Source organism: Pedobacter suwonensis, assembly GCF_900111825.1.
Taxonomy (GTDB): Bacteria; Bacteroidota; Bacteroidia; order Sphingobacteriales; family Sphingobacteriaceae; genus Pedobacter; species Pedobacter suwonensis.
This window is the reverse complement of sequence record NZ_FOJM01000002.1, coordinates 1-23,047: the sequence shown is the minus strand read 5'-3', so window position 1 is coordinate 23,047 and position 23,047 is coordinate 1. Positions and strand designations below refer to the sequence as shown.

The window sequence follows — 23,047 nt, the reverse complement described above, 5'->3', positions numbered from 1 at the left end:
CCGTTAAAACCATATTTCATCAGAAAATTAACTAAATTCAACGTTAAACAGAATAATGTGGAAAATTATAACGAATATGTTGCTCGTGTAAAGGCTTTTGGATATGTTTACAACTTCAACTTTAAATGACCAGGTATGATCAAAAAACTCTTTATTTTTTCGTGTTTACTAATTTCTACAACTTTTTGTTTTGCGCAGAAGACAAATGCAGAAAAGGAAGTTAACAAAGCGGTAGATCAACTTATAGACTTAATGATTCATCCGGATAGCTTAGGCTTAGATAAGTTATTACTTAATAATTTAAGTTATGGTCATTCAAGCGGAAAAGTACAAACTAAGCAAGAGTTTATGCATTCGCTGCTTTCCGGTGAATCTGATTTTTTAGATGATATTGTTCTGGGCGATCCTAAAACAATTATCCAGGGAAATACAGCATTGGTAAGACATAAATTAATGGCTCAAACCAATGATAAGGGCATAAGAGGGAACGTAAATTTGTACATCCTCCTTATCTGGAGCAAGGAAAAGGCTGGATGGAAGCTGCTTGGAAGGCAGGCGGTTAAGGTACCTTAAAATAGTTTGCAGTTGTCAGTTGGGAGTTTTCAGTTCTGGGCGCAGAACGACTTAGATATTTAAAATGCCTTAGGATAGTTTGCAGTTTTCAGTTGGGAGTTGTTAGTTTTAGGCGCAGAACCTTTTAGATAGTTAAATTCCTTTTTGTTTAATGTTTGCAGTGGTGAGCTTCTAGTTTTTGTTGAAATTTCGATGTATCCAATTTCATCCCCATACCATAAAGTGGATAATAGCTCCGAAATGGCAACTTTATTTTAAAACTATTTAGAGGGACTCCAAATTCTCAACTCCAAACTCTCAACTATTTTATCATCACTCCAGGTTTATTCACTAAAGGTATTTTGATCAGATTAGAATCAATAATGCTTTCAGGCAGAAATATAAATTTTTTATCGTAAATGGTACTGCCGATGTAATAACTTAACCAATATTCGTTGGTTAAGCCAAAAACTTCCGGATCAATGGCTTCTACTCCTGCAAAAGAATTGGCTTCCATATCGCCAATAAAGTGTCTTAACACGGAGGTTTTTACCTGCTTGCCATCTTTTTCACCATAACCTTTAGAGCTGATCAATACATTGGTTAAGGGCTCGTTTTTAAGATTAACAAGATAAACCGTCCAGTTTTTTACTTCGGGTGTTTCACCCATCAAAACAACGGCCATGGCAATATCTTCAACTATATTTTCAGGTAAATCTGCTTTCAACTGGGTTAACTGTTTAATTGTATAATTTATTTTGGATGAGAGAATCCTACCATCCTAAAATCATTTAATTCTGGCCTATTTTTTCTTTGCAACTGCCTTTTTTGCCGGTGCCGCTTTTTTCTTTGCCGGTGCTTTTTTCTTCGTTTCGAAAGCGTTTGGCACCTGCTCCACAATCATTTTCTTAACGGTTTCCAAATCGATGTCGGCCAGTTCTTCCGGCGTATATTTTTGCTTGGTGGCCTCATTATTCCGTAATTTAAGCATCTGTTTACCAAAACGGATAAATGGTCCCCAACGGCCATTTTCAATAGAAATTTTTTCGGCATCCCAGGTTTTGATGTACCTATTGGCCTCTTTTTCTACTTTTTTGCTAATCAAGGTATTGATATCCTCCTGGCTTAAATTATCGAAATCATATCCTTTTGCAGGGATATTGATAAAGAGATCGTTCCATTTAATAAAGGGACCAAAGCGGCCTTTTCCTTTTGTTACGCCTAAACCTTCGTAAAAAGCAATAGGTGCATCGGCATCCATTTTTTCTTTGATAATTTCAACCGCGCGTTCATAAGTTACCGATAAGGGTTCTTCGTTTTTAGGAAGAGAAATAAAGCTTTCGCCCCATTTAACGTATGGACCAAAACGGCCAACCCCAACCATTACCTCTTTGCCTTCAAAATCAGGGAGCTGGAAAGGAAGTTTAAACAGTTCCAGGGCTTCCTCTAAAGTAATGGTTGCGACAGACTGTGTGCGCATTAAGCTGGCATATCGCGGCTTTTCCTCGTCATCCAATTCGCCGATCTGAACCAGAGGGCCAAATTTTCCAACCTTGGTATATACATTTTTACCACTTGCCGGATCTACCCCCAGCAATCGCTCGCCGGTGGCACGTTCTGCAGTTTCGAGTGTTGTTTCTACCTCGGTATGAAAGGGGTTGTAAAATGAGTGCAACATTTTGGTCCATTCCTGTAACCCCTGTGCAATCTCATCAAATTCTTTCTCCACCTTTGCGGTGAAGTTGAAGTCGACGATTCCTTTAAAATGCTCCACTAAAAAATCGTTTACTACTTCACCAATATCAGTTGGGAAGAGTTTTGATTTCTCAGCGCCGGTAATTTCTGATTTAATTTCTTTTTTTACTTTTCCATCTGCTAAAACAATAGCCGTAAAATTGCGCTTTTTGCCATCTCTATCTTCTTTTACTACATAGCCACGGTTTTGTACCGTAGAAATAGTTGGAGCGTAGGTAGATGGACGGCCAATGCCCAGTTCTTCCAGTTTTTTAACCAAGCTGGCCTCAGTATATCTGGCTGGCGGCCGGGAATAACGCTCCGTAGCCTGCATTTCTTTTAAAAATAATTCCTGCCCTTTTGCTAAAGGAGGTAAAATGGCACCACCTTCTTTTTCTTCGTTTTCATCATCGTCCGTAGATTCCAGGTAAACTTTTAAAAAGCCGTCGAACTTTAATACTTCACCCTCAGCTACCAGGTGTTCTTTTCTGGTTGATGCAGTAATCTGGGCTGTGGTTTTTTCGAATAATGCTTCGCTCATCTGCGATGCAATAGAACGTTTCCAGATCAGATCGTACAAACGCTTTTCTGAAATATCACCATCTACTGTATGTCTGTCGAAATAAGTAGGGCGGATGGCTTCGTGTGCTTCCTGTGCACCTGCAGATTTGGTTTTATATACCCTTGGCTGATGATATTTTTCGCCATAAGCTGATTTAATTTCGGCGGCAGCGGCATTAACAGCAGTTTCTGATAAGTTGACCGAATCTGTTCTCATGTAGGTAATCTTACCGGCCTCATATAATCTTTGCGCTACCTGCATGGTTCGTGCTACCGAAAAACCTAATTTTCTGGAGGCCTCTTGCTGTAGGGTAGAAGTGGTAAATGGAGCTGCAGGATTGCGTTTGGCAGGCCTTGTTTCCAAACTGGTGATATCGAATTTAGCATTTACACAGTCCTGAAGAAACTTTTCTGCCTCAGCCTCATTTTCAAAACGCTGTGAAAGTTCTGCCTTTACCATTTCTTTTCCTTTTCCGGTTGAGAACTGAGCGGTAATTTTATAGGCAGCCGTAGCATTAAAGTTTAAAACTTCACGCTCTCTATCTACTATTAAACGTACCGCTACCGATTGTACACGGCCTGCAGAAAGTGATGGTTTTACTTTTTTCCATAGAACAGGAGAAAGTTCGAAACCCACTAAACGATCTAACACACGGCGTGCCTGTTGAGCGTTTACCAGGTTATAATCAATTCCTCTCGGACTATCAATTGCTTTTAAAATGGCCGGTTTGGTAATTTCATGAAAAACGATACGTTTTGTTTTCTCTACTTTCAGGCCTAAAGTTTCGAATAAGTGCCACGAAATGGCCTCTCCCTCGCGGTCCTCATCGGATGCTAGCCATACCATTTCGGCTTCTTTAGCTAGCTTTTTTAATTCAGAAACCACGTTTTTCTTATCGGCAGGCACCTCGTAGGTTTGGGCAAAATTATTCTTGATATCAATCGCCATATCACCTTTAACTAAATCACGGATATGGCCATAGCTAGATTTCACCAGGAAATCTTTACCTAGATAGCCTTCAATAGTTTTAGCTTTTGCGGGTGACTCGACGATTAATAAATTTTTGGCCATGAAATACGTTTTTGTGCAAATAAAGCTATAATTAGGGCACAAATCCAAACCCGATGAGAATTTAATACAAAAAAAATCTTAAATGTTGGTAAAATATATAGGATTATCAGTCGGTTTTAATCTGATTTTAATTCTTTTTGAAAAGCAGTTTTGGTGGTGGTTAGCTAAGGCTTGCTCCCGCCTGTTGCTTCAAATCCGCAACCGCCATTCCCCTGTCTCCAGGTTTTCCGCTTCACTGGGGTTTAGGTGGCATGGCCTTTACTAATATTGCAGTTTTATCAGCTTTGTGCCGAACTGGATTACAAAAGATCAATAGCCTGTTATTAGCTAGTCTGATAATAGCGGAACAGCCCTCTGCGCAGCGGGAAAATAAACGGTAGCAAGACCAATTACCACACAGAACACCCGCACTTTCATTTCTACACTATTAATAATGTTCGATAATAAAATAGCTCAATAGTGACAGGAATTCGACATAATTGGTAGCGGATACATTAATTTACATGCAAATCACACTTGTAAAAACTATTTGTGGCTATATTCGTATATTAAATTAAAAAAAACGATGATCAGCACTATTCTAATCCTATTAAACTTATTGGTGTCGCCACCAAAAAATGTTTACGATTTCAGCTTCAAAACCATTGATGGCAAGGAAATTAAACTTTCTAAATTTAAAGGCAAAAAAATCTTGATTGTTAATACTGCATCTAAATGTGGTTTCACACCGCAGTATGAAGATTTAGAAAAACTTCAGAAACAATATGGTAAAAAAGTAGTACTAATCGGTTTCCCTGCAGGTAACTTTGGCGGTCAGGAATTTTCTACCAATGCAGAAATTAAAGAATTTTGTACCGGAAAGTACAATGTTTCCTTTTTGCTGGCCGAAAAAAGCAGCGTTAAAGGCAATGATATCAGTCCATTATTCAAATATTTAACATCTCAGACCAATACCGAAGAGCAGGGCGATATCAAATGGAATTTTGAGAAGTTCTTAATCAACGAAAAAGGTGAGTTGGTACACCGTTTCCGTTCAAAAACAAAACCTACTGATGAAGCCATTACCAAATATCTGTAGAGGATGGAAAATGGATGATGTAAAAGTGAAAGATTGATTTGATCTTTCGCTCAACAAATAATTAAAAGGTAAAGTGGTAAATAGCCATTTTGCCTTTTTTTGTTTATTAACCTAAGTTCAATTAGTATTTGCAGCTTCTAGGTGAATATTTGCTTAAGCTGATGGTCACCCTGATTCGATAACTGTCAGATTTATTTCAGGGTCCTAGCTGCAATTAAAATGCTGACCGCGAGGTAGCTACAAGGCAATTGAAAACACTATTTATAGTTGTAAAATAAACTCAGCATGAAACCATGGCTAGTCCGGAATGTGACCGGTTAAAAAAAGAAAGGGGCTTAAATCCATAAGCCCCAAATAAACCAAACAAACTATTTATGAAGTATATATATAACGCCTGCCCGGATAAAAAGTTTTTGAAAAAAATAAATTTATCGACGATTTATTAGTGTCTTATTATTGAATAGTGGTTAACTATCTCAGATAGTCGAAGCCGTCTAATCATTTATAAAAAAGTGCAGTTGTTTTTGACTTGAGATGCTAAAACAGGTTGAGCTGTGCCGGTTGGTACAGACTTGGATCGAAAGAATAAGGTTCCGGCGTGTTTTGGCTATTGCTAACGTAATAAAGCTCCGTTTCTTCATGTCTTGAAGCTACCTTAATAAAAGTATCGCCTGCTACATTTTTGAAAAGTTTTTCCACAAGGGCTGCATCATTATTGTCTTTTGATAAATGGCTCAATAATAAGTGGCTCATGTACGGCGCTTTATGATTGATGAACAGTTCTAAAGCCTGCGTATTGCTGAGGTGGCCGTGGCCGTTTGTAATCCTTCTCTTCAAAAAATAAGGATAACTGCCGTTTTCCAGCATTTGTGCATCATAATTAGCCTCTAAAAAAGCGGCATGGCAATTTTTAAAATGTGCAATCAGGCGATCGCATACTGAGCCTATATCTGTAAAAACACCAACACGTACTTCGTTACATTCAACCGTAAAGCTGTAGGGATCGGCTGCATCGTGGAATTTAGAAAAAGCAGCAACCTTTAAACTGCCGATCTGAATATGTTGCTGGTGACTAAGGGAAAAGGTGTTGTTCGCGTCGAGCAGAAGCCTGCTGTTTCTTAATGTTAGTGTACTAATGTAAACGGGGAGTTTGTATTTTTTAGCAAAAACGGCTAAGCCCCTGATGTGATCGCTATGCTCGTGCGAGATAAAAATTGCTTTTACTTTACTTATAGACAGCCCTAAACGGTTCATGCGGATTTCAACCTCTTTGCAGGTCAGGCCAATATCAACCAAAACAGCCTCATGATCATTACCAATGTAGTAACAATTGCCATTGCTGCCCGAATTAATTGAGGTGAAATACAGTGCCATTTAAGGTTGCAAGATAAGGCTTATTTAGCGAACGGGAAAAGAAAAACTATGCCTTTGCATCATTGTGTTCTACCAGTCGCGAAAGTAATGGCAAGAAAGCCTGTATCAAATTGATTTCTTCTGAAGAAAAGATTTTTTCCATGGTCTGAACCAGCCACTCTTCTTTTATCTTTCGGGTGGCAATAAGATGTTTTTCACCAAGTTCGGTTAATCCGATAAAAACTTTTCGCTTATCTTCCTCGCTGGGGAATCGTGCTACACATTTGGCATCGAAAAGTCGGTTGATGATCTGAGAAACGGCCTGTTTAGATACCCTTTCCATGTCAGCCAGCTCCGTAGAAAGCAATTTGCCATGTTGCTCCAATAGCGACATGGTTAATATTTCTGCATTGCTAAATTCTGAACTTACGTTCTGTTTGCGCAACGCCCTGGTTAAGCGGGTAACCGTGCTTCTTAACTTTGCAGCAATTTCTTGTGTTTGAGTTGGCATTCTATTGGTAAATATACTTTACAAAGATAGCGCTTTATTTTTAATCATAAATGGTAGTGGCTTTTTATAATGCTCAATTTTTGATTTTAAAATGATAAAAATTGTATTTTTTGGCTTCAGTATTGTTTTCATGTTTTGTATTTTTGTAAAGTTACTTTACTATTTTAATCATGAGTATTTTTCGTTCGTTAAGGCATTATAATTACAGGCTGTTTTTTACAGGTCAGGCCATTTCATTAATTGGTACATGGATGCAGCGTGTTGCCATTAGCTGGCTGGTTTACCGTTTAACAGGGTCAGCTTTTTTATTGGGATTGATTACTTTTTTAAGTTTAATTCCTTCTCTGGTGTTGGCGCCCTATGCAGGAAGTTATGTAGACAGGCACAATAAATATAAAATATTGGTGATTACCCAGGTAATTCTGATGTTGCAGGCTGGCGCCCTGGCGTTAATGATCTGGTTTAAAGTGTACGATATGTTCTGGATTGCAGCACTTTCACTGGTTCAGGGCCTGGTAAATGCTTTTGATGTGACGGCACGCCAATCGTTAATGGTAAATTTAATTGATGATAAAGAAGATTTGCCTAATGCCATTGCGCTCAACTCTTCAATGTTTAATGCGGCCAGGCTAATTGGTCCGGCGCTGGCAGGAGTGATTTTAAGTACCTTAGGAGAGGATATCTGTTTTATAATCAATTTTATCAGTTTTATCGCGGTATTAGCTTGCATGGTGATGATGAAGCTTAAACTTACCGAGCATCAAAAGTCAACGGAAAATATCTGGGTTGACCTTAAAAAAGGATATGATTACCTTAAATCATCGCCAGACCTGGCTGCCATGGTATTAACAATGGCTGCATCAAGTTTACTGGTTATCCCTTTTACTACTTTGTTACCCGTTTTTGCAAAAGATATTTTCAGCGGAAATGCTACAACATTTGGCTGGTTCGAAAGTGCTGCCGGATTTGGGGCGTTCTTCGGGGCCATTTATATGGCTACATTAAAAGCAGGTCAGAATCTGCAGAAAATCGTCATGTTGTCGGGTGTTTTGCTGGCTGTTTCCGTTGTGGCACTCGCCATATCACCATCACTTATTCTCGCATTAGTTTGTACCAGTTTAGCTGCTCTGGGTTTGATGGCTCAAAATTCATCTATTAACACTTATTTGCAAACCCATGCCGATGATACCATGAGGGGAAGGACAATGAGTTACTATATAATGGCATATCAGGGCGTGTTGCCAATTGGCAGTTTGTTGATGGGTTATCTGGCTCATCTTTTCGGTACGCAGGTGGTGGTTGCTTTTGAAGGAATTGCAGGGCTATTAATTGTTGCAGCATTTGTGTATAACGAGCGGCACAGAAGTCAAGTGAATAGCAGTGCAGTTTCGTTGAATTAGTATGGTTAAGTGGTGTAAGATGTTTCCATCTTACACTGTATAAATAGATCAGGCGTAAAAGAAAGCAAAAACACCAGTCAGATGGTAACATCTGACAGCACAGAAAGCACAGAAGCTGCGAACAAAACGCCGAATGCCTTTTACCAAACGCTTACCCGTGCACCACTAACTTACAGTCCACCATTACCTTCTGATGGTTTTTCATATCGATTTCCTTGGTGATTAACCGGAGCAGGAGTTTAATTGCATTTTCACCTACCGATTCGGGGTTCTCTTCAATCGAGGCGATAGGGGGCGAATCGAGGTAATTGATAAATGCATTGTTTCCAAAACCTATGCTTTCGATTTTATCAAAGTTAGGATGGTTTGATGATTTCAGGTATTTTATGGCATCAAAAAGAATAGGCTCTTTAAAAGCCACAAGTGCAGTGGGCGTATGGTCTGGATCGGCAAATAAATTCTTAATTGCAGCAATGGTATTTTCCTTGTCAAAATCAGTATAAGCAACAAATTTTGCTGAAAAAGGGACATCATTATCTTTTAAGGCGTGAATATAGCCATTAAAACGGTCGTGTGTAAAATTGGTCATTTTTGGGCCGCCCAGGTAAGCAATTTTGGTATGCCCCCTCTCGATCAAAAATTTAGTGGCCTCATAGCAACCCTGAAAAGTGTTGCCCAAAACCTTGTGGCAGCTTAAATTAAAACTCGGGTTGCGTGTGTAATAAACTACCGGAATGCCCATATGTTCAAACTGATTAAGGTGTGCAAAATCCTGTGTTTGTTTCGAAATGGCTACAATCAAACCGTCAACACGACTCCTTAACAGCATATTTGCCGATTGTATCTCCTTTGCCAGCTCATCATGCGATTGACTGATGATCACATTGTATCCATTTTGTGTTGCTACTTGCTCTATGCCATCAATACTTCTGGTGAAAAAGTGGTCTAAAAGGTTGGGCAGGACTACTCCAATAATACGTGATTTCTTTTCCTTTAAGTTGATGGCAGATTTATTGGGCGTAAAATTTAGCTCGCGGGCCATTTCCTGAACACGCTGCTTCGTGTATGCATTTATGGTAGGGTAATTATTAAGGGCTTTTGATACTGTAGAAACTGACATCTTTAACTTTTCAGCCAAGAATTTCAGGGTTATGGGTGTATTGTTCATCATCTTTTCCGATCGCTATGCATAATTAAGAAAAAATGCCATTATTTCAAACGTTTGAAATAGGGTTTCAATCTGTTTTTAGTCTGTTTTGGTTCACTTGAAATCAATTAATCTCTTTAGCTTTTCTAAATTCGTTAGCGCAATACAACCAGGCAAAAACATAATAATGCTCAAATTTAGGCCAGCGGAAGCGAAACCGTCCGCAATTAATTGTTAGTTTTGAAACGATCAATTAATCATATTAAAATTTAAGTTATGCTAAAAACAACCTATAGCGTATTTTTAATCTGCTTTTCGCTTCTTTCATCATTCAGTTACGGTCAGGTTACGGCTATACAGAACATTAAGGGCCGTAAAATACAGAGTCTTAATGGGAAATGGAATTATATTATAGATCCCTACGAAAATGGTTATTACGATTATCGTCATGATCCTTTTGATCAGTCTAAAAGTGGATCAGGAGGTTTTTATGATGATAAAGTGCAGAAAGACAAATCAGAACTGATTGAATATGATTTTGACCATTCGCCACAAATGAACGTTCCCGGCGATTGGAATTCGCAGTCAGAAAAATTAGAACTTTACGAAGGTAATATCTGGCTGCGCAGAAAGTTTGAGGCAAAACCTGAAAAAGGAAAAAAATATTTCGTCTACTTTGGTGCGGTAAACTACGAAGCACATGTTTACCTTAACGGGAAAAAACTTGGCGTGCACAAAGGCGGTTTTACGCCGTTCCAGTTTGATGTGACCAATACTTTAAAAACTGGCGAAAACTCCATTGTACTTAAGGTCGATAACATCCGCAGGCAGGATGAAATCCCAACGGTAAATACCGATTGGTGGAATTATGGTGGCATTACCCGCGATGTTTTTTTAGCTGAATTTCCGGAGCATTTTATCAGTGACTACAAACTGCAGTTGGTAAAGGGAAATAATAACCTGTTAAATTTCTCGGCAAAACTGGCTGATGCAACCGCCGGTCAGGAAATTACGCTGTCCATCCCCGAACTTAAGCTTGAAAGGAAATATAAAACGGATAGCGAAGGTAAAATAGCTGACGAATTTATCTGGAACAATTTAAGTTTATGGTCGCCGGAAACGCCGAAATTATATGAGGTAAATATTAAAAGTGATAAAGAAAATATCAATGATAAAATTGGTTTCAGAACCATTCAGGTCAACGGCGATAGCATCCTGCTGAACGGTAAATCTGTTTTTTTAAGAGGGATATCACTCCATGATGAGAATCCGCTTTTAGCCGGGCGTTTGCGCTCAGAGGGAGATATGCGTATGATGTTGCAATGGGCTAAAGACCTGAATTGTAATTATGTGCGATTGGCGCATTATCCGCATAATGAAGAGATGATCCGCCTTGCTGATGAAATGGGCTTACTGGTTTGGGCAGAAGTGCCTGTTTACTGGACCATCAGCTGGACCAACCCCGCAACCTATGCTAACGCCAAAAAGCAACTGACTGATTTAATTGTACGCGATAAAAACAGGGCAAGTGTAATTGTCTGGTCGATCGGGAATGAAACGCCGCTAAGCGACGCCCGTTTGAGTTTTATGAGCAATTTGGCTGAAGCTGCCCGGGCATTGGATGATACCCGTTTGATTGCCGCTGCTTTAGAGGTGCACCGCGAAGGAAATAATATGGTATTAAATGATCCTCTGGGCGAAAAAATAGATCTGGTTAGTTTTAATGAATATGCTGGCTGGTACTCTGGCGGTAACCCGTCCGAAATTGTCAAATACAATTTCGATATCAAATATAAAAAGCCGGTTGTGATTTCAGAATTCGGTGGTGGCGCGTTGGCTGGTTTCCATGCCGATGAAAATACCCGCTGGAGTGAAGAATACCAGGAGGCCTTATATAAAAACCAGATAACGATGTTGAGCAAAATCGGTGCCTTGCGCGGCATGACGCCATGGATCTTAACCGATTTCAGGTCGCCACGGAGACAGCACCCGATCTATCAGAATTTTTGGAACCGTAAAGGGTTGATCAGTGAAACAGGTCAGAAAAAGAAAGCATTTTTTGTGCTGAAGGATTTTTATGATCAGATGCAGGTTAAATACAAATAGTAACATAAATAAATTGTGTCAGGCTGTTTTAAAAAGTCATGGAGGGTAAAATGAGATCAAAGCACACCGATGGAAGCAGTAGGCAGCCCTTTACTATCCTTAAGTTATTAATCTGGTTGTAACATGAAGATGAAATTAATAACAATCGCATTAAGTATGCTGTCTTTCAGTGTAGTAAAGGCTCAGCAATTAAATGTAGCCAAGGCCTTTGCATCGGCGGCAGAACAAACCAATGTATTGATCAAAAATGTAGATTCAGCACGCCGCATCAGGCCTGATCTCGTTTCGCCACGTACGGTAGAAAACGGACAGTTTAAGATGGTTGGATCCGGAGACTGGACCAGCGGATTTTTCCCGGCTGAACTCTGGTATTTCTATCAATATACAAAGGATAAAAGATGGCTGCAATTGGCCAAAAAATATACTGAAGACATCAAGCCGGAGCAGTTTAACAAAGGAACACACGATCTGGGTTTCATGATCTATTGCCCGTTTGGTAATGGCTACCGCTTAACAGGCGATCCGGCTTACAGGGCGGTAATTATCCAGGCCGCAAAATCCTTATCAACCAGGTTTAATGCTACCGCAGGCGTGATCAAATCCTGGGATCATAATGGCGATAAATGGAAATATCCGGTAATTATCGATAATATGATGAACCTTGAACTTTTGTTCGAAGCCACCAGGTTAACGGGCGATCCATCTTTTTACAAAATTGCGGTAACGCATGCCAATACCACTTTAAAAAACCATTTCAGACCTAATTTTAGTTCTTACCACGTTATCGATTACGATACCCTGACAGGTAAAGTGCTTCAGAAAGTAACGGCACAGGGTTATGCAAACGAATCCGCCTGGGCCAGGGGACAGGCATGGGCGTTATATGGTTATACCATGTGTTATCGCGAAACCAAAAATAGGGTTTATTTAACTCAGGCCGATGGGATTGCAGATTTTATCCTGAACAATAAAATTACCCCTGTTGACGGAATTCCTTATTGGGATTACAATGATCCGAAAATCCCTGAAACATCAAGAGATGCATCTGCTGCTTCCATTACCGCTTCTGCACTTTATGAGCTGGCAACGTACAGTGTCCACGCTAAAAAATATAAAGCGGCAGCCGATAAGATCTTAAACTCACTCACAACAAAATATACGGGTAAAATTGGTTCAAATTATGGTTTCATTTTAACCCATAGTACGGGGCATCGTCCGGCCAAATCCGAAATAGATGTACCGATCAATTATGCCGATTATTATTATCTGGAAGCTTTGCTTAGAAGTAAAAAATAAAGTCCAGTCACGGCGGTGGTTGTTTGAAAGATTGATATATGCTTGTGCATTATTGAAGAGATAGATCAGAATTGAATATAAGATTATAAGACATTAAAGATGATAAAAGAAATTGGAGGCCTGTTCTCACTGGAAAATAAGGTAGTAGTTGTTACCGGGGCTACAGGTATTTTGGGCGAAGCATTTGTTAATGGTTTGTGCGCAGCCGGAGCCACCATCGTGGTGATCGGGAGAAACGAAGAGGTGGCTAAACAAAGGGTAGCAGAGGTAATTGATACAGGCGGTAAAGCGATTTATATTATTGCCGATGTACTGGATGAACAGCAACTGGTAGATGCAAATACAACAATCATCAAAACATACGGGCGGATAGATGCATTGGTGAATGCAGCAGGTGGTAATATTGCCGAGGCAGTAATCCAGCCCGGAAGCGATATTTTTGATATTAATATTTCAGCCCTGAAACAGGCATTTGACCTCAATTTATTCGGAACCATTTTGCCTACGCAGATTTTCGGAAGAGAAATCGCAAAAAATGGAGGAAGTATTGTCAATATTTCATCGGTTTCTGCTAATCAGGCCGTTACACGCGTATTGGGTTACTCACTGGCCAAAACTTCAATAGACTGTTTTACCAAATGGATGGCTGTTGAGCTGGCCAACCGTTACCAGGATAAAATCAGGATAAATTCCATTGTGCCTGGCTTTTTTATCACCAACCAGAACAGGGCATTATTAACCAATAATGATGGTTCTTTAACCGCAAGGGGGCAGGCCATTATTGCAAAAACCCCATTTAAACGCTTTGGTGCACCCGAAGAGTTAATCGGAGCATTGGTATACCTGCTGAGTGACGCCGCTAAATTTGTAAACGGTGAAAATATTAAAGTAGATGGTGGATTTACCGCATTCTCCGGCGTTTAAGGATGGATTTAACCGTAAAAATTTTTAAAATCAGCTCATCAGTGCAATTATATAAATCAGTGTAATCATATATCATGAAAAAATTAGAACAAACCTGGCGTTGGTATGGCCCTAATGATCCGGTTAGCCTGCAAGATGTTAAACAGGCAGGTGCTACAGGAATTGTAACAGCATTACATCATATTCCGCATGGCGAAGTTTGGCCTTTGGAAGATATCCGGGAAAGAAAAGCTATTATTGAGGCTGCAGGTTTAACCTGGTCGGTAGTAGAAAGCGTTCCCGTACACGAAGCCATTAAAACCCGAAGGGCCGATGCCGGGCAGTATATCGAAAATTATAAAAGTTCTTTGCGCAACCTGTCGGCCTGCGGTATTAAGATCGTTTGTTATAATTTTATGCCGGTATTAGATTGGACACGTACACAGCTGGATCTCGAAATGACCGATGGATCAAAGGCACTTTATTTTAACTGGATCGATCTGGCCATTTTTGATCTCTATATCTTAAAGCGCGAAGGGGCGGAGGCAGATTATTCAAAATCTGTTTTAGATCGGGCTGCCGCTAAATTTGCCAGCTTGACCGAACAGGAGCTGGTTGATCTCCGCATTAATGTGTTAATGGGCATCCCGAACGAAAAAGAAATTGAACTGGAAACCCTGCGCAACAGCATTAATGAGTATAAAGCGATTGGAACACAGGGTTTGAAAGAGAATCTGAAGTTTTTCTTATCATCTATTGCCGGGGTTTGTACCGAAGAAGGCATCAAAATGACCATCCATCCGGATGATCCACCTTATGCCATTTTAGGCTTACCAAGAATAGCAAGTACACTCGAAGATTTTAATTACATTATTAAAGAAGTGGACCAGGCTTTTAATGGTGTTTGTTTTTGTACAGGTTCCTTAGGTGCCGGTATGGGGAATAATACCTTGGAAATTTTCAATGCGGTTAAAGAAAGGGTATATTTTGCACATTTGCGTAACGTTAAAAAAGATGAAGACGGCAGTTTTTACGAAGCCGATCATTTAGGTGGCGATGTAAATATGTACGAGATCATGAAAGCGCTCACCGCAGAAAACGCAATACGCGATCAGGCCATCCCTTTCCGCCCAGACCATGGGCACCAGATGTTGGATGACCTGGCCAAAGTAAGCAATCCGGGTTATTCTGCCATAGGGCGATTAAGAGGTCTGGCTGAACTCAGGGGATTAGAGATTGGTGTTACAGGAAACTATTAATTGAGATCATTGTCGGGGCAGGAACGAAAGCTTGTCCCGACTTTTTAGTAAAGCAATTTCACTGGGTTGTTTATTTTCTTTTCATTCTGATAAGCGGAGTCTAATGAATCTTTTTATTTGCGCGCGTTTCCAAACGCGTGCGTAATAGTAAACGATTGTATCGTTAATGGTTTTTCTTCAATAGAATTTCTATATTTAGACTCATGATCCATTTCAAAGCAGAAATAGAACGTTTCGAAACCATGGGCGAAAAAACGGGCTGGAGTTATGTATTTATCCCCGCTGCTTTAGCCAACGGAATTAAACCCAACTGTAAAAAGAGCTTCAGGGTGAAGGGAAAAATAGATCAGTTGGAGATTAACGGTATGGCAGTTCTGCCAATGGGAGAGGGCGATTTTGTTATAGCTTTAAAAAGCGATGTACGAAAAAAACTTAAAAAAGAAGCCGGGGCAGTTGTAGAATTATCTTTGGAAGAAGATAAAGATTTTAAAATTGAAATGCCTGAAGATCTTGAAATCTGCCTTTCAGAAGAAGCACATTTAATTCAAAACTTTTTAAAACAGCCTAAATCGCACCAAAACTATTATATCAATTGGATTAACCAGGCTAAAACAGAAGCTACGCGTACCAAAAGAATAGTAATGACTGTTAAGGCAATGGATAAAGGACAGGATTTTGGGACAATGATACGGGAGTCTAAAGGAAAGTCCTGAATTTAGTGCTAAACTCCAAACTTCCAGCTTCAAACTTAAGCTTTCCTGCTATAGTTCCTGAACCAACTCGAAACTTTCATCTGGATTACACCTAAAAAAGCCTCCCTAAAAATGCGGGTACTCATTTTTGATGTTCCTTCAGTACGATCGGTAAAGATGATCGGAACTTCAACTACCTTAAAGCCAAATTTAATGGCGGTGAATTTCATTTCAATCTGGAAGGCGTAACCTACAAACTTAATCTTGTTTAGCGGGATAGTTTCGAGCACAATCCTGCGGTAACATTTAAAACCGGCAGTAGCATCCTGAATGTTGATCCGGGTAACGATACGTACGTACATGGAAGCAAAATACGACATTAAAACCCTGCCCATTGGCCAGTTAACTACATTTACACCTTTAACATACCTCGAGCCAATGGCTACATCTGCGCCGTTTACACAGGCTTCGCGTAAACGCGGTAAATCTTCAGGGTTATGAGAAAAATCGGCGTCCATTTCAAAAATATAGGCATAATCATGTTGCAATGCCCAATTGAAGCCATAAATATATGCGGTGCCTAAACCTTGTTTGCCTGCCCGTTCTTCAATAAATAAGTGCCCCTCGTATTCCCTTTGTAATGATTTTACAATTTCAGCAGTTCCATCAGGAGAACCGTCATCAATAATTAAAACATGAAAAGGCTGTGTTAAAGAAAAAACCTTTCTAATGATTTTTTCGATGTTTTCCTTTTCGTTGTAGGTGGGAATGATGACTAAACTATCTGACACGTGTGTTGTGGTTTTTAAATAAAATAAGCTTTGGCCTTTGTTTGGTTTACCGTTTCTTAGCTTTTAACGTGCGAAAGTAAATATTTAATATGAAATCATCATGAATTTTCATGAATTCAGGTGATTTGTACCTCTCGATCGTTATTCTGAACTTGTCTCAGGATTTATTTTAATACCATTATTTCCCGTATATTTTAGCCTCTATGGTTTCCCGCTAATTTCAGCGCTCTGGCACAGATTAGATTTTATTCGCTAAGCCATTGTTTCTAAACCCGATCGGCGTGTAAAGCCCGGAGGCCGAAGTATGAGGACTTAAAACAAAGAGCGGGGCATCAGTCCTCCAGGAAATACTGTCCCTTCATTTTCAAATCTCCACATATCTCAATAGACAATCATTTATCAAATAAATTTCTCCACTCTGCTCGAAATGATGTCCTTCTTACCTCACCTCCTGCATTAACTTTTTAACCAGTTGCGAAAAAATAATCAATGCCAAACCCGCGATTAAAGAATATAATGCCAGCGTTTTATAACCTTCTGTATAAGCCATCAATTTAGTGGTTAATGTTGCATTCTCAATACTCGACATTTCTGCACCGAGTTTACCGGCAGCCAACTGCCCGAAAGCACTTGATAAAAACCAAAGTCCCATCATCATGCCGAACATCTTCTTTGGCGATAATTTGGTAATGATCGACATCCCTATCGGTCCCAAACAGAGTTCGCCTAGTGTCAATAATAAATAAGCGAAGGTAAATACGTTTAGGGAGCTAATTCCCTGGGTATTTGCAAAGAATCTGGTGGCGTAAAAGACATAAAAACTTAAAGCCAACAGGAGGAAGCCCAATCCAAATTTCACTACCGTATTGGGTTCAATTTTACGCTTATACAGACCGAGCCATAAAATACCTACAACCGGACTGAAAACGATCACAAAAAATGAGTTAACGCTATTGTTTACCACATTAGGATCAATATTAAAGAAGAGGATTTTATGATCCAGGTTATCCTTTGCAAATAACGAAAGCGAACCACCGCTCTGCTCAGATATGGCCATAAAAATGAAGTAACAGAAGATGAATACAAAAGCGGCCAACAATTTATACTGGGCTTTTTTATCTTTTATTTTAAGGGTTTCGTATAAGAAATATACCAGGGCAATAATGCCGATCGTGTACATAAAATAATCAGTAAAATCGGTATTTTTCACCATGATGTAAATCAATGGAATACACAATACCGAACCTACATAAACGGCTGTTTCATACAGTTGCTGTTTTGATTTTTTAAGGTGCAGCAATGGAGAGCTACCGATTGGTCCGAGGTGTTTTTTAGTAAAAATGAATGTGCCTAAACCAAACATCATCACCAATGCGGCCGATAAGAAACACAAATGCCAGTTGTAATATTTACCAAGGTAGATACACATGGCGCCGCCCAGTAAGCCACCAACATTAATACCGGCATAAAAAAGCCCATAGCCCGCATCTCTTCGATTGTCTGTCTCATGGTACAATTCGCCAACCATTGATGAAACGTTGGGCTTGAAAAAACCGGTTCCTATAATAGATAAGGTAATGCCTGCATAAAACAGATCGTGTGGAGAGAAAGCCAGGATCAGGTTCCCGATAATCATTAAAGTACCGCCCCAAAACAATGATTTTTTAAAGCCTAAAATCTTATCGGCGAAAATCCCACCTATAAAGGTAAATGCATAAACAAAAGCCTGTATAGCTCCATACTGCAGGTTAGATTTCTGATCGCTTAACCCCAGTTGCTCTACCATGAAGAAAGCCAATACGCCACGCATTCCATAAAAGCAGAAACGCTCCCACATTTCAACTAATGATAAATGCCAGAGCTGTTTTGGGTATTTGCCTTTAAAATTTTGAATTTCTTCTATTGAAACTATTTTTTCCATTAAATAGGTTTAAAAATGAAAAGCCCGACAAATATCGGGCTTTTGAGTAAAAGTGTTTTTTAAATTAGTGAACTCCATGCATCCATTTACGCAACAATGGACTTATGGCGAACATAATAAAGCCTGCTACAATAGGAATGATGGTGAAGATTAAAAAGAAGGTTGAGATGGAATAAGCCGAACTGATTTTATCAATCAGCGATCCGGTGGCACCCGCAAGGTAATTACCGATGGCGGTACAGGTGAAAAATACACCAAACATTAAACCTACTAAATTAGACGGTGCAAGCTTACTTACGTAAGATAAACCAACCGGAGAAATGCAAAGTTCGCCAACGGTATGAAAGAAATAAGCGAATACAAGCCAGAACAGACTTACTTGCGCCGATGTAGCTCCCTGTGGGATAGCAGAACCTCCGTAAGCCAATCCTGCGAAACCAATACCTACGAATATAAGACCAAAACCAAATTTTACAGGACCGCTTGGGTTAAATTTAGTTTCCCAGATTTTAGAAACAATTGGCGCTAAAGAAACAATAAAGAATGAGTTAAGAACGCTGAACCATGACGCAGGTACTTCGGTGCTTACCGAACCCAGTTCCCGACTTACTTTCCAGATGGCTAATACCCAGATAATGGCAAAGCTTAATAAGGTAAATAAAATGGTTGCCGGATATTTTTTAAATATTTTTCTGGCTAATGAGAATAATACAAAAGTTACGGCTACCAATGGGAATATCGTAAGAACGCTGTCTACCCATTTAAAAGTAGTTGCTGCACCGCCGGTTAAATTTCTAAGCGTATAATCTTTAGCGAAAATAGTCATCGAACCACCGGCCTGTTCGAATACCATCCAGAAGAAAATGGTAAAGACAGATAAGATGGCAATAACCCATAAACGCTGGCTCCTTACCTTTTTCGGAATTTCTTCTACTGTTGGGTCTGCTTTTTCAACTTCTTTTGCTCTATCTACCGAAGCGCCTATTACGCCGAAAATTTTTTGTCCAAAGTAAAATTGCAACATACCGAAGAGCATAAAAATACCGGCAAGACCGAAACCGTAGTGCCAGCCAACTTTTTCGCCAATGTAACCACACATTAACATCCCGATGAAAGCTCCAGAGTTAATACCCATGTAGAAAATGGCATAGGCACTGTCTTTTTTATCGCTGATAGGGGGATAAAGCTTCCCTACAATGGAAGAGATATTTGGTTTAAAAAATCCGTTTCCTATAATCAATAATAGCAAGCCGGCATAGAAAAAGTTATTGCTGAAACCTTCAAGTGCCATAGCTGCGTGGCCGAGCGTCATAACAAAAGCGCCGATGATAACAGCTTTTCTATAACCTGTAAATCTATCGGCAATTAAACCACCCAATATTGGAGTAAAATATACTAAACCTGTGTAAATGGCATAAAGCTGTAAAGCTTCTGGCCGTGGCCAGCCCCAACCGTTTTTACTCAGGTCGCTAATCAGGAAAAGAACCAATATGGCCCGCATGCCGTAATAGCTAAATCTTTCCCACATCTCGGTGAAAAAGAGCACAAAAAGGCCAACAGGGTGGCTAAATAGTTTTTCTTTGGATACGCCCTGACTTTCTAAATGAAGGTCGAGTTCCTTATCATGGTCTATACTAATGGTTTCATTAGATGCTTGCATAAAACATTTGTTGGTTTTAGTTTATGAATTCAGAATTTGTGTGTTGTTTAAGTTAGTTTAGCAGGGCGCAATATAGTGAGCGATTGGCAAACTCACAAGTTTTTGAACGAGGAGTAAGGTAAATGATTTGTTAAAAATCAAAACTTCCTGATCGGTTTAATATTTTTCTTTGGGTCTGCATAAAGTGCATCATTCTCATCCGGATCATTATTGAGCATGATATCCTCCTGCAGCTTTAGTCTTCCGCCTATAATTTTGAAACCATCAAAAGTACCATCCGACCCATAATACTCAAATTTTCCCTTAATTTCCGGATCAAATGAAGCCAGATGATCAAAAACAATCAGTCCGGCTTTCATATCTGTTTTTAAGGTCATGGCGTTAGATTTGGCATACTCAAATATGACCCTGTTTTTTCCTTTAAGCGCTTTGCCATCGAAAACAGGCGCCCCAAAGCTGAGCTTGTCTTTGTCAAAAGCAAGAATTTCGATTACTTTCTTTGTAGTCATCTGCGTATTGCCTTTCCATCCCAAAAGCACATAATAAGGCAAACGGCTCCCGCTGGTTACCGGAATAATTTCATAATACCTGGCGCCGAACCATTTCTGGTTGTTGGTAACGCCATTAGGGTCGTTAATATTATCGGTTTGATCAATCAAAGGATAAAGTTTCAACGGTCCGCTCCTGGTGTTCATCTGCACAGCACCATAATAGCGGTACGTACCGTTTTCGAGCAGCACATACCAACTTAAAATCCTAAAAGCCTGATCGGGTGATTGAATTACCGATACATTTTTAAGTGAGTCGAAAGGATAAGAAAAAGAATGAGGCATTTTTAAAGCCTCTACCAGTGTTTTTACAAAACTGCCATTTGTCTCTAGTTTTTGGGCATCGCTTTGCGCAGCAGTAACCCTTGCCGATATTTTAATCAGGCTATCCTGAAACACGTTTAATGCGCCCGGGGTTTGCTGCGCATTTAAGCCCAGGCTTAGCGTTCCGCAGATGAAAAGAATACAAAACCTGATCACTTTCATATCATTAAATGCATAAAAACGCTGCAAAAATTATAGTTTCTCAATAACGATTGCGCTTGCGCCCCCACCACCGTTACAGATTCCTGCCACACCGATTTTGCCTTTATTTTGTGCCAATACCGAAAGTAAGGTAACTACAATCCGGGCGCCCGATGCACCCAGCGGATGACCCAATGAAACCGCACCTCCATTAACATTAACCTGGTTATCGTTCAATTCTAATAGTTGGTTATTCGCAATGGAAACTACTGAGAAAGCTTCATTGATTTCAAAATAATCTACATCTTTTACATTTACATTGGCTTTGTGTAAAGCTAAGGGAATTGCTTTTGAAGGCGCCGTTGTAAACCATTCTGGTGCTTGTTGTGCATCAGCATAACCTAAAATTTTAGCTAACGGATTTAAGCCCAGTTCCTTTGCTTTGTCCGCGCTCATCAAAACCAATGCTGCTGCACCATCGTTTAAAGTAGAGGCATTTGCAGCAGTTACTGTTCCATCTTTTTTGAAAACAGGTTTCAGTGAAGGTATTTTATCAAATTTAACCGCTGTAGGTTCATCGTCTGTATCCACCAGGGTAATTTCTCCTTTACGGTCTTTAACCTCAATGGCCACAATTTCATCTGTAAATTTACCCGAACGCTGTGCGGCTTGCGCCCTTTTGTACGATTCGATGGCAAAATTATCCTGCGCTTCGCGACTGATTTGGCATTCAGTAGCACAAAGTTCGGCTGCAGAGCCCATGTGGTAGTCATTGTATACATCCCAAAGGCCATCTTTTACCAAACCATCTGTAATCTGTCCGTGGCCCAGGCGATAGCCATTTCTTGCCTTGTTCAGATAATAGGGAACATTACTCATGCTTTCCATGCCACCTGCTACAATAATTTCATTGTCGCCGTTTGCAATATTTTGTGCGGCCAGCATAATGGCTTTGGTGCCGGAAGCACATACTTTATTGATAGTGGTGGAAGGTAAATCTGGTAAGCCGGCAAATTTTGCGGCTTGTGTAGCAGGTGCCTGTCCTAAATTGGCCGACAAAACGTTGCCCATGTATATTTCCTGAATCTGTTCGGGTTTTAAGCCGGCTTTTTCAATAGCAGCCTTAATAGCGAAGCCTCCGAGCTGGGTAGCAGAGAATTGAGCCAATGAGCCTCCAAAACTGCCAATAGGTGTACGTACAGCTGATACAATTACAACTTCTTTCATGTATAGTAAATTTTATGAATTTTTGGTTAGGCCGCTAAGTTAGTCAAACCTTACAGGTTTCCAAAACCTGTATATCCTAAAATAACGTTTTATAGACGGTTTTAGCATGTGGGTTACTGTAAGATTTGGCGCCATTATGATTTTGGATAATTAAGTTCTGCCTTTCTGGCGTCGGTTCACTCCGCTCCTGATTCAGTAGGGGAGCCCGTAGGGCGGGTGGTTGATTAGTTTGTTATAAAGAAGTTGAGTTAATACTTAAATGTCGTGATGTTGGTTCATCAATTAAGGTTTTTGGAAATGGACGTTTAGTGCGTTTCGCTTGCTGTAGTCCTGCTGTGCGCTGTAGCCCTCATACTTCGGGGCTGCCGCTTCCATCAGTATCTATGTAATAAAGTGATCTTAGTTCAAGTGGTCTTAAGCAAGCCACAAATGTTAAATTTAAACAAAGAATAGAACTAAGATCATGACAAATTTAGCAGAAAAATTAGATTTTAGCGGTCATACGATAAGCTGTGGCATCGATGTGCACCTTAAAAGCTGGACAGTTTCACTGTATCTGGGGAGACAGTATCTCAAAAGCTTTGTCCAGTCTCCTCCATCAGTTGATGGACTGTGGAATTTTCTTTTAACCAACTATCCTAAAGCTCGTTATGAATGTGCCTACGAAAGTGGTTTCTGTGGATTCTGGATACAGCGTGCTTTTGCGGTTCGTTCAATAAGCTGTATTGCAGTAAATGCTGCAGATGTTCCACGGACCGATAAAGGGACAAA

Annotated in this window: 18 protein-coding genes and 1 pseudogene; 9 read left to right on the top strand and 10 right to left on the bottom strand. The window is 39.9% G+C overall.

All coding sequences use genetic code 11. The features are described 5' to 3' along the window. Positions 1-135: 135 nt before the first annotated feature. Positions 136-573 carry a nuclear transport factor 2 family protein gene (locus BM107_RS02685; RefSeq protein ID WP_090980045.1) on the top strand — a complete coding sequence of 146 codons (438 nt, stop codon included), beginning with the start codon at positions 136-138 and terminating at the stop codon, positions 571-573. 301 nt (positions 574-874) lie between these two features. On the opposite strand, the gene BM107_RS02680 is transcribed toward BM107_RS02685, so the two are convergent. Both BM107_RS02680 and topA read right to left on the bottom strand, forming a co-directional pair. Beyond that, positions 875-1,279, bottom strand: a complete 405-nt coding sequence (locus BM107_RS02680) for a hypothetical protein (protein WP_090980043.1) — start codon at positions 1,277-1,279, stop codon at positions 875-877. Positions 1,280-1,354: 75 nt separating this feature from the next. Then, the gene (topA, locus tag BM107_RS02675; RefSeq protein WP_090980042.1) at positions 1,355-3,919 is read right to left on the bottom strand and encodes a type I DNA topoisomerase; all 2,565 of its coding nucleotides are present in this window, start codon (positions 3,917-3,919) and stop codon (positions 1,355-1,357) included. Between the two features lie 565 nt (positions 3,920-4,484). Here topA and BM107_RS02670 point away from each other — a divergent pair. Then, positions 4,485-4,997 carry a glutathione peroxidase gene (locus BM107_RS02670; RefSeq protein ID WP_090980040.1) on the top strand — a complete coding sequence of 171 codons (513 nt, stop codon included), beginning with the start codon at positions 4,485-4,487 and terminating at the stop codon, positions 4,995-4,997. Positions 4,998-5,534: 537 nt separating this feature from the next. On the opposite strand, the gene BM107_RS02665 is transcribed toward BM107_RS02670, so the two are convergent. Together BM107_RS02665 and BM107_RS02660 are read right to left on the bottom strand one after the other, a co-directional pair. Next, positions 5,535-6,371, bottom strand: coding sequence for an MBL fold metallo-hydrolase (locus BM107_RS02665; RefSeq protein WP_090980038.1), 837 nt, complete (start codon positions 6,369-6,371; stop codon positions 5,535-5,537). Between the two features lie 46 nt (positions 6,372-6,417). Next, positions 6,418-6,861 carry a MarR family winged helix-turn-helix transcriptional regulator gene (locus BM107_RS02660; protein WP_090980036.1) on the bottom strand — a complete coding sequence of 148 codons (444 nt, stop codon included), beginning with the start codon at positions 6,859-6,861 and terminating at the stop codon, positions 6,418-6,420. Positions 6,862-7,031: 170 nt separating this feature from the next. Between BM107_RS02660 and BM107_RS02655 the strand changes: the two genes are divergently transcribed. After that, positions 7,032-8,261: an MFS transporter gene (locus tag BM107_RS02655; protein WP_090980032.1), complete on the top strand. Its 1,230-nt coding sequence runs from the start codon at positions 7,032-7,034 to the stop codon at positions 8,259-8,261. Positions 8,262-8,412: 151 nt separating this feature from the next. Here the strand turns inward: BM107_RS02655 and BM107_RS02650 are convergent, their stop codons facing one another. After that, on the bottom strand, positions 8,413-9,429 hold the full coding sequence (locus BM107_RS02650) for a LacI family DNA-binding transcriptional regulator (protein WP_262987373.1): 1,017 nt from the start codon (positions 9,427-9,429) through the stop codon (positions 8,413-8,415). A gap of 255 nt (positions 9,430-9,684) precedes the next feature. Between BM107_RS02650 and BM107_RS02645 the strand changes: the two genes are divergently transcribed. The 5 genes from BM107_RS02645 (at position 9,685) to BM107_RS02625 (ending at position 15,685) form a co-directional block, all read left to right on the top strand. After that, a complete protein-coding gene (locus tag BM107_RS02645; RefSeq protein WP_167543437.1) occupies positions 9,685-11,514 on the top strand; it encodes a glycoside hydrolase family 2 protein in 1,830 nt (609 codons plus the stop codon). 123 nt (positions 11,515-11,637) lie between these two features. Beyond that, complete coding sequence (locus BM107_RS02640; protein ID WP_090980028.1) at positions 11,638-12,810, top strand: glycoside hydrolase family 88 protein; 1,173 nt, start codon at positions 11,638-11,640, stop codon at positions 12,808-12,810. A gap of 99 nt (positions 12,811-12,909) precedes the next feature. Continuing rightward, positions 12,910-13,734, top strand: a complete 825-nt coding sequence (locus BM107_RS02635; RefSeq protein ID WP_090980026.1) for an SDR family oxidoreductase — start codon at positions 12,910-12,912, stop codon at positions 13,732-13,734. Between the two features lie 74 nt (positions 13,735-13,808). Then, positions 13,809-14,972, top strand: coding sequence for a mannonate dehydratase (gene uxuA, locus BM107_RS02630; protein ID WP_090980024.1), 1,164 nt, complete (start codon positions 13,809-13,811; stop codon positions 14,970-14,972). A 203-nt stretch (positions 14,973-15,175) separates the two neighbouring features. Next, positions 15,176-15,685 carry a YdeI/OmpD-associated family protein gene (locus BM107_RS02625; RefSeq protein ID WP_090980023.1) on the top strand — a complete coding sequence of 170 codons (510 nt, stop codon included), beginning with the start codon at positions 15,176-15,178 and terminating at the stop codon, positions 15,683-15,685. Positions 15,686-15,720: 35 nt separating this feature from the next. Here the strand turns inward: BM107_RS02625 and BM107_RS02620 are convergent, their stop codons facing one another. The 5 genes from BM107_RS02620 to BM107_RS02600 all read right to left on the bottom strand — a co-directional run bounded on the left by BM107_RS02620 (position 15,721) and on the right by BM107_RS02600 (position 22,276). Next, entirely contained in the window at positions 15,721-16,455 is a 735-nt protein-coding gene (locus BM107_RS02620; RefSeq protein WP_090980022.1) for a polyprenol monophosphomannose synthase, read from the bottom strand. 439 nt (positions 16,456-16,894) lie between these two features. Beyond that, the gene (locus BM107_RS02615; RefSeq protein ID WP_090980020.1) at positions 16,895-18,376 is read right to left on the bottom strand and encodes a peptide MFS transporter; all 1,482 of its coding nucleotides are present in this window, start codon (positions 18,374-18,376) and stop codon (positions 16,895-16,897) included. Positions 18,377-18,440: 64 nt separating this feature from the next. Continuing rightward, complete coding sequence (locus BM107_RS02610) at positions 18,441-20,036, bottom strand: peptide MFS transporter (RefSeq protein WP_090980012.1); 1,596 nt, start codon at positions 20,034-20,036, stop codon at positions 18,441-18,443. Positions 20,037-20,173: 137 nt separating this feature from the next. Further along, positions 20,174-21,070: a hypothetical protein gene (locus BM107_RS02605; protein WP_090980010.1), complete on the bottom strand. Its 897-nt coding sequence runs from the start codon at positions 21,068-21,070 to the stop codon at positions 20,174-20,176. A 30-nt stretch (positions 21,071-21,100) separates the two neighbouring features. Continuing rightward, positions 21,101-22,276 carry an acetyl-CoA C-acyltransferase gene (locus BM107_RS02600; protein ID WP_090980008.1) on the bottom strand — a complete coding sequence of 392 codons (1,176 nt, stop codon included), beginning with the start codon at positions 22,274-22,276 and terminating at the stop codon, positions 21,101-21,103. Positions 22,277-22,739: 463 nt separating this feature from the next. On the opposite strand from BM107_RS02600, the pseudogene BM107_RS02595 reads away from it, so the two are divergent. Next, positions 22,740-23,047: pseudogene (locus BM107_RS02595) on the top strand (IS110 family transposase); the annotation flags it as partial.

Excerpts from the sequence above, each read along its gene's own strand:
- BM107_RS02650 (WP_262987373.1), bottom strand. The coding sequence starts at position 9,429 with ATGAACAATACACCCATAACCCTGAAATTCTTGGCTGAAAAGTTAAAG.
- topA (WP_090980042.1), bottom strand. The coding sequence starts at position 3,919 with ATGGCCAAAAATTTATTAATCGTCGAGTCACCCGCAAAAGCTAAAACT.
- BM107_RS02610 (WP_090980012.1), bottom strand. The coding sequence starts at position 20,036 with ATGCAAGCATCTAATGAAACCATTAGTATAGACCATGATAAGGAACTC.
- BM107_RS02665 (WP_090980038.1), bottom strand. The coding sequence starts at position 6,371 with ATGGCACTGTATTTCACCTCAATTAATTCGGGCAGCAATGGCAATTGT.
- uxuA (WP_090980024.1), top strand. The coding sequence starts at position 13,809 with ATGAAAAAATTAGAACAAACCTGGCGTTGGTATGGCCCTAATGATCCG.
- BM107_RS02645 (WP_167543437.1), top strand. The coding sequence starts at position 9,685 with ATGCTAAAAACAACCTATAGCGTATTTTTAATCTGCTTTTCGCTTCTT.
- BM107_RS02685 (WP_090980045.1), top strand. The coding sequence starts at position 136 with ATGATCAAAAAACTCTTTATTTTTTCGTGTTTACTAATTTCTACAACT.
- BM107_RS02660 (WP_090980036.1), bottom strand. The coding sequence starts at position 6,861 with ATGCCAACTCAAACACAAGAAATTGCTGCAAAGTTAAGAAGCACGGTT.
- BM107_RS02655 (WP_090980032.1), top strand. The coding sequence starts at position 7,032 with ATGAGTATTTTTCGTTCGTTAAGGCATTATAATTACAGGCTGTTTTTT.
- BM107_RS02605 (WP_090980010.1), bottom strand. The coding sequence starts at position 21,070 with ATGAAAGTGATCAGGTTTTGTATTCTTTTCATCTGCGGAACGCTAAGC.
- BM107_RS02635 (WP_090980026.1), top strand. The coding sequence starts at position 12,910 with ATGATAAAAGAAATTGGAGGCCTGTTCTCACTGGAAAATAAGGTAGTA.
- BM107_RS02600 (WP_090980008.1), bottom strand. The coding sequence starts at position 22,276 with ATGAAAGAAGTTGTAATTGTATCAGCTGTACGTACACCTATTGGCAGT.
- BM107_RS02640 (WP_090980028.1), top strand. The coding sequence starts at position 11,638 with ATGAAGATGAAATTAATAACAATCGCATTAAGTATGCTGTCTTTCAGT.
- BM107_RS02625 (WP_090980023.1), top strand. The coding sequence starts at position 15,176 with ATGATCCATTTCAAAGCAGAAATAGAACGTTTCGAAACCATGGGCGAA.
- BM107_RS02670 (WP_090980040.1), top strand. The coding sequence starts at position 4,485 with ATGATCAGCACTATTCTAATCCTATTAAACTTATTGGTGTCGCCACCA.
- BM107_RS02615 (WP_090980020.1), bottom strand. The coding sequence starts at position 18,376 with ATGGAAAAAATAGTTTCAATAGAAGAAATTCAAAATTTTAAAGGCAAA.